This is a genomic window from Terriglobia bacterium (assembly GCA_020072645.1).
Taxonomy (GTDB): domain Bacteria; phylum Acidobacteriota; class Terriglobia; order Terriglobales; family Acidobacteriaceae; genus Angelobacter.
The window spans coordinates 664,436-681,351 of the sequence record JAIQGK010000012.1 but is presented as its reverse complement, the minus strand read 5'-3'; the positions used below and the strand labels follow the sequence as shown (position 1 = coordinate 681,351).

Here is a 16,916-nt window from a genome sequence, read left to right as displayed (position 1 = left end):
CGTTCAGCCAAATGTATTTACCGCAAAGAACGCGAAGGACGCAAAGGAAAAGATATATCGCTTGCCGCATTCTTTGCGTTCTTGCGCCCTTTGCGGTTCAAGGCTGAATGCTGATGGCTGACTCTTTATCTTGGATTCGTGTTAGCCGACTCATAGACCTTCATGAAATTTTCCACGCTCTCAACGTAGCATTCGGCAAAGTCAACCACATATCGGAGTTCCTGGATCAGATTTTTAGCGTCCTGCAGTGACCATCCCAGCACGCGCATGATCGCCAGAGTCATCATGGGCGCGCGATGCACGCCGGCGGCGCAGTGTATATAGATTTTGCTTTTTGGCTGGTCCAGAGCTTCCAGCGCAAAATCCACCCCTGCCTGGAAAAGCGCGGGCGGCTTGGGCATGAAATCGTCGTCAGTGGGATTATTGAGCACCCTTACCGGGTAAGGTTCAGCCAGAGGGCGATCGTCAAACTCAATCTGCATATTGATAATATGCGTGACGCCGCGCTGCACCAGTTCTTCCATGTTCTCGTCGTTCCAGATACCGCCTCCAACCGCAATCCGGTCCGTCACCCAGGTCATGTCCATACTTAAGATGTTAGCATCGGGTGGGCTGGTGATCCGCCGCGAAACTCGCTGATAAGTCCACAAGGCCTGGGCTTCTAATGAAGATCGCTCAAGACGCGGTTGGACGTTGGGCCGGTATTTGGCCTGTCTCAAACTGGCTTAACAAAACTTTTTGCTATCTTTTTACACAAATCTGCCGTCTTTTTGAGATGATTATCCGCACCTATCTCGCATAATAGACACAGCCGAGCATATCGGACATGAGCGAAAGGCACCCTCCGATGATCTGGAGGGGACGATCCTGAGAATTAATCTTGCTAATCCTCACTTATCTGGGAGAGTTCTGATTGGTAGCTAAGGCAGCAAAGTTTACGGAGAAGTGGATTTACTCGTTGGCGGTAGCAGCGGCGCTCAGCGTGGCTTTAGGCGTCGCTTTAACGGCCCAGGAGCGTCCGGCCGGTGAAGCTCCGCAGGCCGCTGCCGGCAGCGCAGTAAAGAATGTGGGCGTTGTAAAGTCAATCCACGAGAAAAACCTGGTGCTCAAAACGGATGCCGGCCCCGAGATTTCTATCTCTGTGCCGGATGGCGCGCGCATTGTTCGCCTTGCCGCCGGACAAACCGATCTGAAGAGCGCCCCTGCCGTTACGTTTGCTGAAATCCAGGTTGGCGACCGCATGTTATTGCGCGGGCGGGCCGCAGCGCATGGCGACATCGAGGCCACGACGATTGTAGTAATGAAACAGGCCGACGTGGCCCAGAAACAGCAGCATGATCGCGAAGACTGGCAAAGGCGCGGCACGGGTGGAATTGTGAGCGCGATTGATCCCGCGGCCGGAACTTTCACCATTTCCATCACGCCAACTCTAAGCGTGCTGGTGAAGACTTCAAAAGACACCAGCTTTCTGCGCTATTCGCCCAACTCAGTGAAGTTTGCCGACGCGCAAAAAGGAACAATTGACCAGATCAAGACTGGCGACCAGTTGCGCGCGCGCGGCACTCGCAGCGCTGACGGCAAAGAAATCGCGGCGGAAGAAGTTATTTCCGGAACATTTCGCAACATTGCCGGGACCATCAGCTCGATTGATGCGGCCAACAACAGCATCACGGTGAAAGACATACTGGCCAAGAAATCCGTGATCATCAAATTCAATTCTGATTCGCAGTTGCGCAAGCTTGCGCCGCAAATGGCGCAGCGGCTGGCGTTTTTCCTGAAAGGCGGAGCGCAAGCGGCACAGGGTGGAACTCCTGCAGGCGGCCAAACCCCGGCCAGCGGAGCGCGTGGGCCTGGAGCAGGGCAGGGTGGCGGGCCAGGCGGACGCCCCGCAGGCGGGCCTGATTTCCAGCAGATGCTGAGCAGAATACCCAGCATTACTCTTGCTGATTTGCAGAAAGAAGATGCAGTAATGGTTGTAGCGACACAGGGAACCAGCGGCAATGAAGTAACGGCTATTACTTTGCTTGGCGGCGTTGAGCCGATTCTCACCGCATCGCCCAACGGCACAAGCGCAGCGGCTTTGTTTTCTGGATGGAACATGGGAGCGCCCGGTGGCGAAGGCGGGGGCCCACAGTGAATCGCAGCAACGATGATATTGAGGAGAGATTGATGAAATTCTGGCCTTCGGGGAGCCGTGTACGGATCTCGGCTTTTCTTTTCTTCTTTACGCTGGCCTGTTCCACTGTGCTCATGGCGCAGACACAGGCTGGCAGGCTGCGTGGACAGATCATTGACGCCACCGGCGCGGTCATTCCCGGGGCCAGCATCACTGTCAAGAATTCCAGCGGACTTGCGATCACGGCAACTTCAGATGGTGCAGGCGCATATGAAATCAAGAACCTGGCGCCCGGCAAGTACACCGTCGCGGTCACAGCGAAAGGCTTTGCTCCCACAACCAAGGATGTGGAAATCGCCGCGGGCCAGTTGAAAGATTTTGATATTCCCTTGGCAATTGTGGTGAAGGAAGAAGATATTGACGTGCAGAGCGATTCCACGAAGGTGAGCACCAGCTCTGACAGCAATGCCAGCAGCGTTGTACTCACGGGCAAAGACCTTGACGCGCTTTCAGACGATCCCGATGAGTTGCAGTCAGAACTTCAGGCGCTTGCCGGCCCTTCCGCCGGACCTAACGGCGGCCAGATTTATATTGACGGTTTCACGGGAGGCCAGCTTCCGCCGAAGTCTTCGATACGTGAAATCCGCATTAACCAGAATCCGTTTTCAGCGCAATATGACCGCATGGGCTTTGGCCGGATTGAAATCCTGACCAAGCCGGGCACCGACAAACTGCATGGCCAGGTCTTTTTTAACGACAATCATTCGTTCATGGATGCGCTGAATCCATTCGCCTCCACGGAACCTGATTTCAGCACGCAGTTGCTCAGCGGAAACATTGGCGGACCGCTGGGAAAGAAGCTCTCCTACCAGATCAACGCGGAGCGCCGTAACATTAATGAAGCCGCAGTCGTGTTTCCCGCGGCCTTTGAGGCGGCCAATCAGCCGGTGATCGGCGTGCTGAACCCGCGCATGCGCACCAATGTGAGCGCCCGGTTTGACTACCAGGTTTCAGCTTCCAACACGCTGATGGCCCGCTACCAGTTCACGCATGATAGTGAAGAGAATAACGGCATAGCCCAGTTGGCCCTGCCTTCACAAGGCTATAACCAGACTGGAAATGAGAACACGATTCAGATCAGTGACACGCAGATCCTGAGCCCGCACGCCATCAATGAAACGCGTTTTGAGTGGGAGCGCGGCGCGACGGACCAGAATTCGCTGTTTCTAACTCCTGCCATCAACGTGCTGGGACAATTCAGTGAAGGCGGCAATCCGCTCGGAATCAGCTCTGTCATTACCAATCACTACGAGCTGCAGAACTATACGTCGATCAACAAAGGCAATCACTTTGTGCGACTGGGGGGCCGACTGCGCGTTAATGGAAACTCCAGCCTTTCCACGCAGAACTTTAATGGAACGTTTACGTTTGGCGCCACAAAAGATCCGATCACGCAACAGACTGTTACTCCATTGGCGAATTTCAACAGCGGCCAGCCGACACAATTCACTGTTCTTACCGGCAATCCCCTTATTGAAGACACTTTTGTCGATGGCGGACTTTACGCGGAAGACGACTGGAAGGTCCACCCTAACATGACCCTGAGTTATGGGTTGCGTTTTGAAACGCAAAACGGCATCAATGACCACGGCGATTGGGCGCCGCGCATTGGATTTGCGTGGGGCCTGGGCGGCAAGAAAAATGCTGCGCCCAAAACGGTGATTCGCACCGGCTTCGGCCTCTTTTACGATCGCTTTCAGCAAAATCTGATCATGAACGCGGAGCGGCTTAACGGAACAAACCAGCGACAGGTCACTATTACGATTGATCCTAATGCTTCTGCCGCGGCGAACGCCGCCACACGCGCGTTGCTGGCATCGCTTTTCGCGGGTTACCCCAATATTCCAGCTTTGCCGGGAACCGGTACCACTACATACACAATTGATCCCGCGTTGCGCACGCCTTATACGATCCAGTTCGCCGGCTCCGTTGAGCGACAGCTTACGAAGACTGCCACGCTCACGGGAACCTATATCCACTCTCATGGCGTCCATCAACTGTTCTCCAGCGTGCTTACGCCAACCCCGCTGCCGCAATATCAGTATGAGTCCGGCGGAGTCTTCAACCAGAACCAATTGATCCTCAGCTTCAACATGCGCGCCGGAACCAGGCTGACTATTTTTAGCTTTTATATGTTCGGTCATGCGAACAGTGACACGGCCGGCGCCAACAGTTTTGCTTCTGATCCAGCAAGGGGCATCGCCGCCGACTACGGCCGCGCGGCGTTCGATGTACGCCAGCGTCTTTTCCTGGGCGGCACAGTCGCTTTACCGTACGGATTCCGTGTTAGTCCGTTCATGGTGGCGAATGCGGGAGCGCCTTTCAACATCACTACCGGCACAGATTTGAACGGCGATTCGATCTTTAATGATCGTCCGGCCTTTGCCGGCGGAGCCACGGGACCAACCATCGTGGATACAACTCTCGGATCATTCAATACTTCGCCCGCGCCGGGACAAACAACCATCCCGTCCAATTTTGGCGATGGTCCTTCTCAATTCACGCTCAACCTGCGTGTGGGCAAGACAATTGGCATCGGGCCAAAGCTTGAAGCCTCGAATCCCAATCCGCCGCAGGGGCAAGGGGAACATAACCATGGCGGCGGAGGAAGGCCCAGCGGTGGTGGCCCAGTGCGCATGGGCGGCCCGCGTGGAGGCGGCGGTCCTTTTGGCGGTCCAGAGAGATCGAATCAGCGCTATAGCCTTACCTTTAGCGCGAACGCGCGCAACGTGTTTAACAACGTTAATCCGGCTCCGCCCATCGGAAATCTCAGTTCGGGCCTTTTTGGACAATCAATCGCTCTGGCCGGAGGCGTATTCAATACGCAGTCCGCAAACCGGCGCATTGATTTGCAAGTGATGTTTTCGTTCTAGGAGATGGGACCAATCGCGTCAACTTGCTCGTCGTGTGCCGGTGTGCTGATGGCGCCAATGGGATACCGTGGCAGCACTTCCCGCAGGGCCCACTCGATGCGATTCACCGAATCATTAATGAGCTGAAGCTGAACATCGTCTAAGCCGCTACGTTTTTGCCCGCCCAGAAATTTGATCACTTGCAGCGCGTTGCGGATATGGTGGTTGAGTTCCGCGATGGTTTTCATCCGCTCCGCCACAAGATCGCGGCTTGCCTTGGCTTCCCTGGCCATCTGCCAAAATAAACCGCCCGCCAAGAGACCCGTAAGACCATTGCTGAAAATGATCATATCCAGCCGTGGCAAGCCTTCTTTTAACAGCAGCCGGTCCAGAATAATACCGATCAAAGAGACAATCACCACGACCAGCAAAGAAAGCAGGCCGCTACGGCGAGACCACAACGATTCAACCGGAAGTTTATCTTCTTTCACAGTAGCTTTATTTTAGAACAGGGCTATGCAGGAGGACGTCGCAGAGCTGGTCTTTACTAAACTTGATGAGTGCCTGGCTTAAGCCAACACGCTGAGTGCTGTTACTGACTGCCGACCGCTGATTGCTGAGCGCTCTCCGCCGAGACTGTCTCCGCGTCGCCCATCCGATCCATCATTAGGCCGAAGGGCTCTTTGCGCACTCGCAGATCGTAGTAGACCAGCGTGAGCCCGATGGCGCTGATCGGCGCGAACAGCGTCAGGGCCAGTACGGAGCTGATGTCCCGCAAGTTTAGCTTTGTCAAATGGACAAAGTGCGGATGGATTATTGGCCACAGTAGTTCCAGACCGGCATTCAGCGCATATTTCATAATGCCGGAGAAGATCGTGGTCAGGAAGAAGACGATGATCACACGTGACCTGAAATTCTGGGTTAGGTCCGAGCTTCTGGGCAGCGCCTGCCCCACGCGGATGTTCTCCAGGACCACGGCGGGAATAGCGACGCCAAACACTCCAGCCCAGTAAACACCCGGAGCCAGCAATAGCAACAATCCAAAGCCGACAATGATCCCCACCATCAGAGAGACAGCCAATATTTTAAGGACCTTGCCGAAAACGCGAAAAAAACAGCTCCGGATGCTCGTGGGCCGTTCTAGACAAACATCCGATACCGCGAACGTGGTGGCTGCGGTAACGATGCAAGGAACAAGCACAATGGCAACTATTGTGAAAAGCACTTCCAAGGCCCCCAATATCCCAACGCCATTCCGGATTGTGCCTAACGTTTTATCGAACAGAATCAGGATCAGCAGCAGCACCCCGTTCGGAATGGCGCTGATGCCTAAAAAAAGCAGGAAATTGTGCCGATAGATGTCGAAGGTCTCAGCGAGCAGGCGGCCAAGAGAGAGCGGGCGGCGTATGGCGGGCATTCCTTACCTCGAAAAAGCGGAAGGGGGCCCGCCTATTGTACAACCGCTGGGCGCGAGAGGATCAATTGTTGAATGAAACTGTTCTTATGCCCGCGATCCAACTATTCCACAGTCACTGACTTGGCCAGATTGCGTGGCTGGTCAACGTCGCAACCGCGGCGAACGGCAATGTGATACGCCAGCAGTTGCAGTGGCACCACTTCCAGAATCGGCAGCAGCAGTTCCGGCGCATGCGGCACATACAAAACGTGGTCAACAGATTCCTTGATCTCTTCGTCGCCCTCAGTGGCCACGGCAATCACAATGCCGGAACGCGCTTTTACTTCTTTCACGTTTGACATGGTTTTTTCATAGCGCAACACAGAGTTCGGATCTCTTGAATCTTTGGTCGCAACCATCACCACGGGCAGGTTTTCATCGATCAGCGCGTTAGGGCCGTGCTTCATTTCGCCGGCGGGATAGCCTTCCGCGTGAATGTAAGAAATTTCCTTGAGCTTGAGCGCGCCTTCCAGCGCGATGGGATAGTGGATGCCACGGCCAAGGAACAGAAAATCCTGCACGCGGTAATACTGCTTGGCCAGCGCTTCGCATTCTTCGTCGCGGGCCAGGATCGATTCAAGCTTGGACGGCAGCTTGAGCAATTCTCCGATGTAGCGCCGCCCGTCTTCGGTTGACGTGGCGCCGCGCAGTTCGCCCAGATAAAGCGCCAGCAGAAAAAGCGCGGTCAGCTGCGCCGTGAATGCTTTGGTCGAAGCCACGCCGATCTCAGGTCCTGCATGCGTATAGACCGTGCCGGAAGCCTCGCGGGCAATCATTGCTCCCACCACGTTGCAAATAGCCAGCGTCTTGGAGCCTTTGGCTTTGGCTTCGCGTTGCGCGGCAATCGTGTCTGCGGTTTCGCCGGACTGCGTGATCAGCAGCGTAATTTCCTTGCTGGAAGTAATGGGATCGCGATAGCGCCACTCGCTGGCATAATCCACTTCCACGGGAATGCGTGCCAGCCGTTCAATCATGAACTTGCCGGCCAAGGCGGCGTGCCAACTGGTGCCGCAGGCGGCAATATTGATTTTTTGCACGTTGCGCAGCTCGTCTTCAGTCACGTCCATCTCTTCCAGAAAGACGCGGCCGGAGTCCAGCGAGACGCGGCCCAGCGTGGTATCACGCACGGCGCGGGGCTGCTCATAAATTTCCTTGAGCATGAAGTGCTTAAAGCCGCCCTTTTCCGCCATGATGGGGTCCCAGGTTACATGCTGGATTTCCCGCTTCACGGGCTTGCCGTCAAAATCCGTGATCTGGACGCCGGAGGTGGTGATCACCGCCAGATCGCCATCCTGAAGGAAGAAAATGTTGCGCGTGTGCGGCAAAAGGGCGGGGATATCTGACGCAACAAAATATTCGTTGTCGCCTATTCCAATGACCACAGGCGGGCCGTTGCGCGCCGCAACAATCTTGTTGGGCTCGTCTTCAGAAATCACGCCGAGGGCAAACACGCCGGTCAGCTGGTTCACCGTCTTACGCACAGCTTCTTCCAGGCTCGGGCGATGCCCGTTGCCCTTTGCGTCAAGCGCTTTTTCAATCAGGTGCGCGATGACTTCTGTATCAGTCTCAGTGGAAAACTTGTGGCCTTCTTCAATCAGCTTCTTCTTGAGCGAGAGATAATTTTCCACGATGCCGTTATGCACCACCACGATCTTGCCGGTGCAGTCGCGATGCGGATGGGCATTCTCTTCCGTCGGGCGGCCATGCGTGGCCCAGCGCGTGTGGCCGATTCCCCAGCTGCCTTCCAGCGGCTTCAGCCGGATCACCTCTTCCAGGTTGCGCAGCTTGCCTTCAGCGCGCCGCACCTGCAGCGCTCCGCCATTGCCATTGCCGCACACGGCAATGCCAGCGGAGTCATATCCGCGATATTCCAGGCTTCTGAGGCCCTCAATAATGACTGGGACAACACGTTTTTTGCCTACGTAACCAACGATTCCGCACATGACCTTTACCTCTGTCGCTTCGCTCCAAACCGCTCCAGGACCTGCACAGCTTTAGTGCTGTTCTGCTCCTGCGGCGGTGGACTCGGCACGCAAGCCGGCCTCGTCCTTAGCCATTCAATTGGACTCCGGTTGTCTCGCGGGGGATTCTGACTAATTCTACTCCGGAAGGGTTATAAACCCCGAGCGTAGCGAGGGGGCCCCTATTAACCTTTGGTAATCCTCTCAGATAATCCCGGAATCATTCAGCAGATTCCTATCACTTTCAATCCTTGGGCGTGACACGGACCCCTGGATGGATTCGTGTTCAATTCGCGTGTATTGGCGGCTAAGATTCTCATGCGGGTAAGGCTCCCTTCCGTTCGCTTAGCTCAGGGTCGGGATTTCACAACATCTACTCTTCGATCCGATATGAAAATTCTTCAATCACCGGATTCGTGAGCACGTCTTTGGCGATCCGCTCGACTTCGGCTTTGGCGGCATTTTTGTCCAGGCCTCCATCCAGGTTCAGTTCAAAGAACTTGCCCTGGCGCACAGCGCCCACGCCTTTGTATCCCATTTTTTTGAGCGCGCCGTGAATGGTTTTGCCCTGAGGATCAAGGACGGTGGTCTTAAGCATGACTGTAACGTAGGCCTTCATGGATAAGGCTATTTTACAAAACTTTGCCGCCGATTGAAGTCTGTAACGCACCGCGGATTCACGCGGTTGAGCGTGGATCGGAATCGGCTGATTTACCACTATACCGGTTCCGGAAATGGCCATGGCGCAGCAGGAGAGCGGAGTGGAAAATTAACTTGCCGCAGATTTTGCAGATAGAGTGCGGATTGAAAAACCCCTTGTCCGAATTCCCCATCGCTGATCCACGCTGGTAAAGATTCGCGCCTGTCTCCTGGGGTACGAAGAACAACTATTCATTCCACCGCGACATTCAGCGGCAACCGCCCACATGACCTGCTTTGTCGCTTGTAACACCGGCTCTTGCAAGCATAACTTCAGTGAATGCTGAAACAAGATTCACTCTAGTAAGAAGTAGCTATTTAGCTTAGTCGTAGCCTAGGTGTAGATAGTGTCCCTTCGCAGCTAGTTTTTTCGATTAGATGAAAGCCCTTCGGGCTGTAATTGTTTTGTAATAGGTGAAACGATTGGGACAAGTTTGTCACTGTTTCACTAGATGCAGCAAAAGTCTTCCCGATCCTGTCCGCTATTAACGTTGGACTAAAGATCCTCCATGGAATGCGACCGGGCATAGACTTCGGGCCCCAGCACCTCAAGACAAGGAGAATCGCATGAAACGTACCTGCATTTTTATATTTGTGCTGGCTTTTTCGGTTTTTACGGCCACCGCAAATGCGCAAGTTACCTCGCTCGCGCTCAATAGTGATCCGGGCGATTTTATAGGAGGCGGCCAGTCTCTTTTCCTTACTCCCGCGGACGGGACTTTCAGCGCAACCACAAACTTTGACAGCGGCGTATCGGTGTCATTCTTTGGGCCTACTCATTTCTGGTTTCTCGACTTTGCCGCAGCCGGCGATGTGCCCTTGACCGTGGGCACTTACACCGGGGCAACGCGATTTCCTTTTCAGGCTTTCGGCGAGCCGGGGCTATCGGTAGACGGCGACGGGCGCGGGTGCAACACCCTTACCGGAAACTTCACCGTGGTGGAAATCGATTACGGCGCAAGTGGCGGCGTCAACTCCTTTGATGCTCTGTTTGAGCAACACTGCGAAGGAGCAACACCCGCTCTGCGCGGCGAGATCCGATTCAATGCTCACCCGATAGTTACCGTGTTCGCGCCCTCGAATCTGACAGTTGGGCAAAATCAGAATGTGCATTTCAACGTGACTGCCACAGACGCCCAGTCAAGGCATGTGGTGCTGAGCGCTACTGGTATACCTGCGGGCGCTATTTTCATTGACAATGGAGATGATACCGGGACCTTTGACTGGACTCCGACCAGCGCCCAGTCTGGAAACTTCTTTGTAACTTTCCTGGGCGATAACCTATCCGGTAACACCGGCGTGGCCGTTACTCATATCAGCGTGATTCCACCACCACCGCCGAATGACGACTTCAATAGCCCAACTGTAATACCATCCATGCCTTTCACCGTAAGCCAGGACGTGACCAATGCAACTACTGCCCCCGACGATCCATTCTGCGCGGGCAGAACACAGACTGTCTGGTTCTCTTTTACCCCAAGCCAGAACATGCGACTGGAAGCCAACACCTTTGGCAGCAACTACGATACAACGCTCTCGGTTTACACCGGTGCACGAGGCGCGCTGACCCAACTGGCATGCAACGACGACTCCAGCTCGCTGCAATCTCGCGTGCGGTTCGATGCGGTAGCGGGTACGACCTACTTCTTCATGGTCTCGTCGTTCTCGTTCTTCCCCGTGTCTTCCGCGAATCTTACCTTTAACCTGGTACCGGCTCCTCCGCCGCTGGTCATTTCCCCCAGCGTCACCCAGTTTGGATCCGTGGATTCAACTACTGGAGCGGCAACCATTTCCGGCTTTGTCTCTTGTACACAGCCGGCCTTTGTGACTATCTTTGGACAACTAAAACAAAGTCACGGAGGCACACCGCTCAGCGGCTTCTTCTCAGCGTTTGTTCCGTGCAATGGAACTACGCCGTGGAGCGCTAACATACAAACCACGGTCGCGCTCTTCCATGGACGATCAGCCGATTTGTTCACTGGAGGCAAAGCCGATGTGACTGCTACGGCATCGGCATTCGACTTTGAAAATGGCGTCTTTGTTCAAAGAAACCTGGCAGTAACCATCATATTGCGAGGCAAACCGTAACGTACCGCGCTCTAGCGCGTTAACTAATTGAACTTCAAACAGCGATGGCCGCAAACCGCGTAAGCGGAGCGGCCATCGGTTTCTAGTCGCCAATCAATCCAGCGCAGTTGAATCACTGCACCCGGAATGCCGTAACAAACTGCACACCATTGGCGTCACTCACGCGGAAGATATTGAATGCGCCTATCTGGACCGTGCCGACATCGGCACTGGCATTGCCTTGGGCATCGGTGGTGATACTGGCCAGGTTAATGCACGTCGCCGCGGTAGACACAGCGCACACGGCATTGCTGAAAGTATGGTTCGGGAAGGCGCCCGTCAACGTGACGTGGGCCGTAGTGCCGGTCACGGTGGCTCTCCCCGTCCCGGGAGAGTTACCCGTGGTCTGGCCGATGCCGCCGGTAATGGTGGCTGCAGGCAACAATGCGAAATTGGACTGGATCCCGCTGCTGAAACCGATGCCGGTGACCTCGACCGGGAATCCAGTAGTGTCAATGATCTGAAAATCGCCGGAGAACGTTCCCTTCATCGGGAAGGTGAAGTTTGTGGTGGCGGAGTTGTTGTTCAATGCCGTTATGTTGGTACAGGCGCCCTGAGGATAGGGGCAGAACTGCAGAACGAAAGTGGCGGTACCCCCTCCAGTGCTCGTGCTTCCGGCGCCATTGTTCGCCGTGGTGTCAAGGGTAATGGTGCCGACGGGACCTATATTCCTGCCGACGTTGTTGAGCCAGCTTGCCAGGAAGGCATCGGGCTGAGCAGGAGTCGGGCTGGGTGATGGAACTGGACTTGGCGAAGGCGATGACATCGGAGTCGGAGTTGGGGTCGGACGCATATTGTTGGAAACCGAGCCGCAACCGGCGAGAAGTGAAAATATTCCTGTGAACAAAAGAAAAGTGACGGTACGCACGAAATCCTCCTTGGAACTTGGGCTTTCAGTTAAGAAGGGGAACGTGTCGATAGATAGGAGAGCGGCTGCTCAGGGCAGGTTGTCCTGGAAAAAGCCTTAACCCCGTGGATAAGAGAGATCCATTCGCATACCAAGATCGTTTGTGAATTCGTGACTTTAGTCTTTTTCCCTGTGCGGGATGAACACACTGAAGATTGTTCCGTGATGCTCTGTTGATTCGCTGCTGCGGACTTTTACCCGGCCTTCATGCTTTTGGATGATGCCCAGCGTTACCCACAAGCCCAGTCCTGTGCCGGTAATGCCTTTGGTGGAAAAGAATGGCTCAAAGATGCGGTGCAACGTTTCTTTGGACATGCCATGGCCGCAGTCGGCCACGGTGACGCGAATGCCTTTGCGTCCGGTGCGCCAGTCTGTGGCTTCGCGCGTGCGCAGCGTCAATTTGCCGCCGTTGCGGGAAGCGTCCAGCGCATTGCCGACAAGGTTGGTAAATACCTGGCGCAGTTCGCCTTCAAAGGCGAGCAGCGGCGCGGCGACACGGTAGTCACGGACGATCTCCACGCCGGCCGAGGCGAGTCGGCCTTGATAAAGCTTGAGCACCGAATCAAGCTGTTCAGAAACGCGCACGGCGGTCCGCGCGGTAGGCTGGCGATAGAAGCGCAGAGTCTGCGTGGCGATCTGGCTCACGCGCGCCAGTTCCTGTTGCGCCAGATGAGTAAAGCTGCGGGCCTGCTCAGGAAGATCTTTTTCCTCATTGATGAGGTAAAGAAGATTGGTTACGGCTTCCAGCGGATTATTAATTTCATGCGCGATCGAGGCCGAAAGGCGTCCTACGGCAGCCAGCTTTTCGCTCTGCAACAGTGCGTCCTGGGCACGTTTGCGATCTGTGACATCCACGCCCAGAACCAGGACACCGGAAATTTTATCGTCGGTTTCCCGCATCGGCTGGTACACGAAATCCAGATAGCGCTCTTCCCTTGGCTGTCCTGGAACTCGCGCAATACTGATGCTGAGACCATTGGCCACGAAAGGCTCACCAGTTTGATAAACCTTGTCAAGAATATCGATGAAGCCTTGTTCCGCAGCTTCAGGCAATGCCTCGCGCAGAGGCTTACCCAGCAAGTCGCGATTGCCAATCAATTCCTGATACTGCCGGTTGGTCCTTTCAAAAACGTGCTCGGGGCCGCGCAACATCGCCATAAATGCGGGCGCCTGGCGGAACATTTCCACCAACCGTGCGCGCTCTGAGCGCACCGCCTGGTCTGCCATGCGGCTCTCATGCACGTCACTGGCTACGCCCAGCCATTGCTGAATCGCGCCGGTTTCATTGCGCAAAGGAAGAGCCCGGAAATGCCACCAGCGCGCAGCACTATCGCTTCCGCGAATCAGCCGCGCGTCGATCATGTAGTCTTCGCCGGTCTTGATGCTATGTGTCCAGACGTTCAAGACTCGTTCCCTGTCCTCTTCATAGAAGAGATCGAGATATTCGGCGCCGTCCCGGGGAAGAACGTCTTTGCCCACATATTCCAGAAATCTCTGGTTCGCATAAACCACGCGTCCGTCGCGATCGGCTGTCCAAAGTCCCTGTGGGCTCAGCTCCGCCAGCACGCGATACTGCTCTTCGCTCTGGCGCAACGCCGCTTCGGCTGTCTTGCGCTCGCGCATGTCGCGCGTCACCGTTGCCAGGCCAGCCATTTCGCCGGTCTGGGGATCATTGACGGGAAAAACGTGATAGTCCACCGGAATGCTCGCGCCGGTTTTGAAATGGCGGAAATTTACTTCGCCCTGCCAACGGCCTTCCCGTACCACCGTGGAAATTACCTCGTCTTCAAGGAAGGGAACGTCTTTGGAGAAAAAGAAATCCTTGATCCTGAGCTGGCGGACATCCTGCGTTTCGGCCAGCCCCATCATGGCGCGGGCACTTTTATTTACGTAAAGCACACGCCCTTGCATGTCGGCCAGGCCGATAAAATCGGTGGACTGGTTCACCACATCCAGCAACTGCTGCTGTTCGCGCTCAGACTCGCGCAACTCGCTTTGCAGGCGCGATTCTCTTTCCAGCGCTTCGCGGCGGAAGCTCGCGATCTTGATGTGGGCTTCCACGCGCGCCAGCAGTTCACGCGCCGTAAACGGCTTTACCACGTAATCGTCCGCGCCGGACATCATGCCTTCAATCAGCGATTCCTCGCCGGCCCGCGCAGAAAGCAGCACCACCGGAACGGAAGAAGTGGCAGGATTCTCCCGCAGCGCAGCCAGGAGTTGCAGTCCGTCCATTTCCGGCATCATCACGTCGCTCAGGACCAGCGCAGGCAACTGCTGACTGGCTTTCTCCAGCGCCTGCCTGCCATTTTCCGCCGTGGTGACTTCAAACCGCGAGCTGAGCAACCGCCGGACGTATTCGCGCATGTCGCGATTGTCATCCGCCAGCAGCACGCGCGGCTTGCTGGAGGTTACCAACAGCGGCGCACTCAACGCATCGGCAGCTTCCAAGTCTTCCCGGCTTGCCTTGTCGTCTACCGTTTGTCCCGGCAGCCAGCTCAAGGCTTCCTGCACAAAGGCTTTACGCGCCGTTCCGAGAACTATCTGCTCCGCCTCTGGCCTGACGCGCTCCCTGGGAAGATGCTGGCTTCCATACGGCAGCGTTACCGTAAATGTTGTTCCTTTGCCCACGTGGCTCTGCACCGCGATCTTGCCGCCATGCATGGCCAGCAGTTCACTCACAAGCGCCAGCCCGATTCCGCTGCCTTCATGCGTACGTCGGCGCGCGTGCTCCACGCGGCGAAACCTTTCAAACAAATGAGGCAGCTCGCGCTCTGGAATGCCCGTTCCCGTATCGCGCACGGAGAATTCAACATGGTCCGCCTTGTTTGCCAGCTCGAGTTCAATGTAGCCATGAAATGTTGACTTCAAGGCATTGGAGATCAGGTTAAGCACGATCTTTTCCCACATCTCACGGTCGATATAGACCGGCTGCGGCAACGGGGCGCATTCCACAACGTAATTCAGCCCGGCTTTTTCAATGGCCGAGCGGAAGATGCTCGCCAGCTCCAATGTGTAAGCGCACAGGTCTGTTGGCTGGTAGCTTGCGGTAACCCGGCCCGCTTCCAGCCGGGAAAAATCCAGCAGGGTATTCACCAGCTTCAGCAATCGCAGCTCATTGCGGTGGACAGTTTCCAGGTCCCTGCCACGCAGCGCCTTTTCCGGATTTGCCAACGCATCTTCGGTTGGCCCCAGCATCAGGGTCAAAGGCGTGCGGAACTCATGGCTCACGTTGCTGAAGAAAGTTGTCTTTGCCCGATCGAGCGCCGCCAGTTCTTCCGCGCGATGCCGCTCACCTTCATAAGCACGGGCATTCGCAATTCCCGCGGCAATCTGTCCAGCGACGAGATCAATGAATCCCGAATAACCGGCGTTGAGCTGCCGGTAAGGATTCAGCGCCGTGATAAACACTCCAGCGGGGCGCTCCTGCCCCTGGCCTGTAATGGGGACAAGGATTGCGCGCGTCGGTGGCCGGTCCCATGCGCCGGTCGGCATCGAACCAAAGCGTTCAGTGAGGTGCTCTACAAACAGCGAGCCCTTCGTGTTCAGAAGGTCACGAATCGGCCAAACTTCATCTTCCGCTCCGACTTCGATCCTTTGCGGGGCCGCCGGATGCCCGCGTTCGATTCCGGTTTCACAGGCCAGCCGCGCCTGCGTCTCACCCTTTTCAAAAAGATACGTGAGCGTGACCGGAAGATCTTGTGGATTGGTTTTGAGGCTGGCCGGAATGGCAATGCAGACATCCTCTTCAGTGTTCTTGGAACTAAGACCAGCCGCCAGATGACGCAGCAATCCAAGCTGGCGCTCACCGATCACGCGCTCAGTTTCTTCCGTTACCACGCAAAAAAGACCGTTGACCTTGCCGTCATCCGCAGTCAAAGGGCTATAGGAGAAAGTATGATAGGTCTCTTCCGAATAGCCGCTGCGCTCCAGGAACAGAAGAAGGGCCTCATCCCAGGTAGCCTCCCCAACTTCAAGTACGCTGCGGATTCGTGGACTAAGGTCGGCCCAGATCTCAGCCCAAACTTCGCGGGCCCGCCTGCCTAGCGCCCAGGGGTGTTTCTTTCCCAGTGACATGTGAGCATAAGCATCGTTATAAAAAAAGGTGAGATCAGGCCCCCAGCCCAGCCACATTGCGTAGCGGGAAGTGATCATGATGCGCACGGCGGTCTTTAAGCTCTGCGGCCAAGTGGAAATTGGCCCCATGGGAGTTTTTGACCAGTCAAATGAGCGAATTCTCTCGCCCAGCTCACCGCCACCGGAAAAGACATGCTCGGGAATTTGACCGTCCGTTGGAAATGCGGGGACTTCGCTTACCGGAGGAGAATCGGGTTGTGCTCTGCGGGTATTCAAGAAAGTTTCCAGATTTTATTTCCTGGAGTCTATTGGCCGAGACTAAGGATTCAATCACTTAGCTGTTTCAGGCAGCCAGATCACGCGAATGTTACACCCCTGCCCAACGGGTTGTGCAAGCGGGCCCGCAAGTCCAAAACAAATTGGGTTCGAATCTATTGGTTGTAGATTGGCTTCTACCCGAGAGAGTTTTGATGCGGTTGGAAACCGCTTTGGATGCCGCCGATTGGCGCTTTCTTTTGATTTCGCGCATTCCTGGAATAGAATGCATCTCCGGGGAGGCTGCGAATGGCCAGATTCTATGAAGACGTCCCGATCCAATGGAAAGAAGGCGAAATGACCTACGGACGAGGGCTTGGCAACCATGTGGCCTGGCGCTGTAAATGCG

Annotated in this window: 10 protein-coding genes; 3 read left to right on the top strand and 7 right to left on the bottom strand. The window is 55.5% G+C overall.

All coding sequences use genetic code 11. From position 1 onward, the window contains the following. Window positions 1–125: 125 nt before the first annotated feature. Complete coding sequence (locus tag LAO76_19505) at window positions 126–719, bottom strand: dual specificity protein phosphatase family protein (GenBank protein MBZ5493108.1); 594 nt, start codon at window positions 717–719, stop codon at window positions 126–128. A gap of 194 nt (window positions 720–913) precedes the next feature. Between LAO76_19505 and LAO76_19500 the strand changes: the two genes are divergently transcribed. Together LAO76_19500 and LAO76_19495 are read left to right on the top strand one after the other, a co-directional pair. After that, a complete protein-coding gene (locus LAO76_19500) occupies window positions 914–2,137 on the top strand; it encodes a DUF5666 domain-containing protein (protein ID MBZ5493107.1) in 1,224 nt (407 codons plus the stop codon). A gap of 32 nt (window positions 2,138–2,169) precedes the next feature. After that, a complete protein-coding gene (locus tag LAO76_19495) occupies window positions 2,170–5,049 on the top strand; it encodes a carboxypeptidase regulatory-like domain-containing protein (protein MBZ5493106.1) in 2,880 nt (959 codons plus the stop codon). Here the strand turns inward: LAO76_19495 and LAO76_19490 are convergent. The 4 genes from LAO76_19490 to purS form a co-directional block, all read right to left on the bottom strand. Beyond that, window positions 5,046–5,519, bottom strand: coding sequence for a hypothetical protein (locus LAO76_19490; protein ID MBZ5493105.1), 474 nt, complete (start codon window positions 5,517–5,519; stop codon window positions 5,046–5,048). The two genes, LAO76_19495 and LAO76_19490, sit on opposite strands and share 4 nt — an antisense overlap. 101 nt (window positions 5,520–5,620) lie before the next feature. Then, entirely contained in the window at window positions 5,621–6,445 is an 825-nt protein-coding gene (locus LAO76_19485) for a hypothetical protein (protein ID MBZ5493104.1), read from the bottom strand. Window positions 6,446–6,546: 101 nt separating this feature from the next. Further along, window positions 6,547–8,427 (bottom strand): glutamine--fructose-6-phosphate transaminase (isomerizing), encoded by a 1,881-nt coding sequence (gene glmS / locus LAO76_19480; GenBank protein MBZ5493103.1) that lies wholly within the window; start codon window positions 8,425–8,427, stop codon window positions 6,547–6,549. Between the two features lie 391 nt (window positions 8,428–8,818). Next, window positions 8,819–9,064: a phosphoribosylformylglycinamidine synthase subunit PurS gene (gene purS, locus LAO76_19475; GenBank protein ID MBZ5493102.1), complete on the bottom strand. Its 246-nt coding sequence runs from the start codon at window positions 9,062–9,064 to the stop codon at window positions 8,819–8,821. A gap of 647 nt (window positions 9,065–9,711) precedes the next feature. On the opposite strand from purS, the gene LAO76_19470 reads away from it, so the two are divergent. Further along, window positions 9,712–11,232 (top strand): hypothetical protein, encoded by a 1,521-nt coding sequence (locus LAO76_19470; GenBank protein MBZ5493101.1) that lies wholly within the window; start codon window positions 9,712–9,714, stop codon window positions 11,230–11,232. Window positions 11,233–11,344: 112 nt separating this feature from the next. On the opposite strand, the gene LAO76_19465 is transcribed toward LAO76_19470, so the two are convergent. Next, entirely contained in the window at window positions 11,345–12,139 is a 795-nt protein-coding gene (locus tag LAO76_19465) for a hypothetical protein (protein ID MBZ5493100.1), read from the bottom strand. A gap of 156 nt (window positions 12,140–12,295) precedes the next feature. Beyond that, window positions 12,296–16,528 (bottom strand): PAS domain-containing protein, encoded by a 4,233-nt coding sequence (locus tag LAO76_19460; protein ID MBZ5493099.1) that lies wholly within the window; start codon window positions 16,526–16,528, stop codon window positions 12,296–12,298. Between the last annotated feature and the right edge of the window lie 388 nt (window positions 16,529–16,916).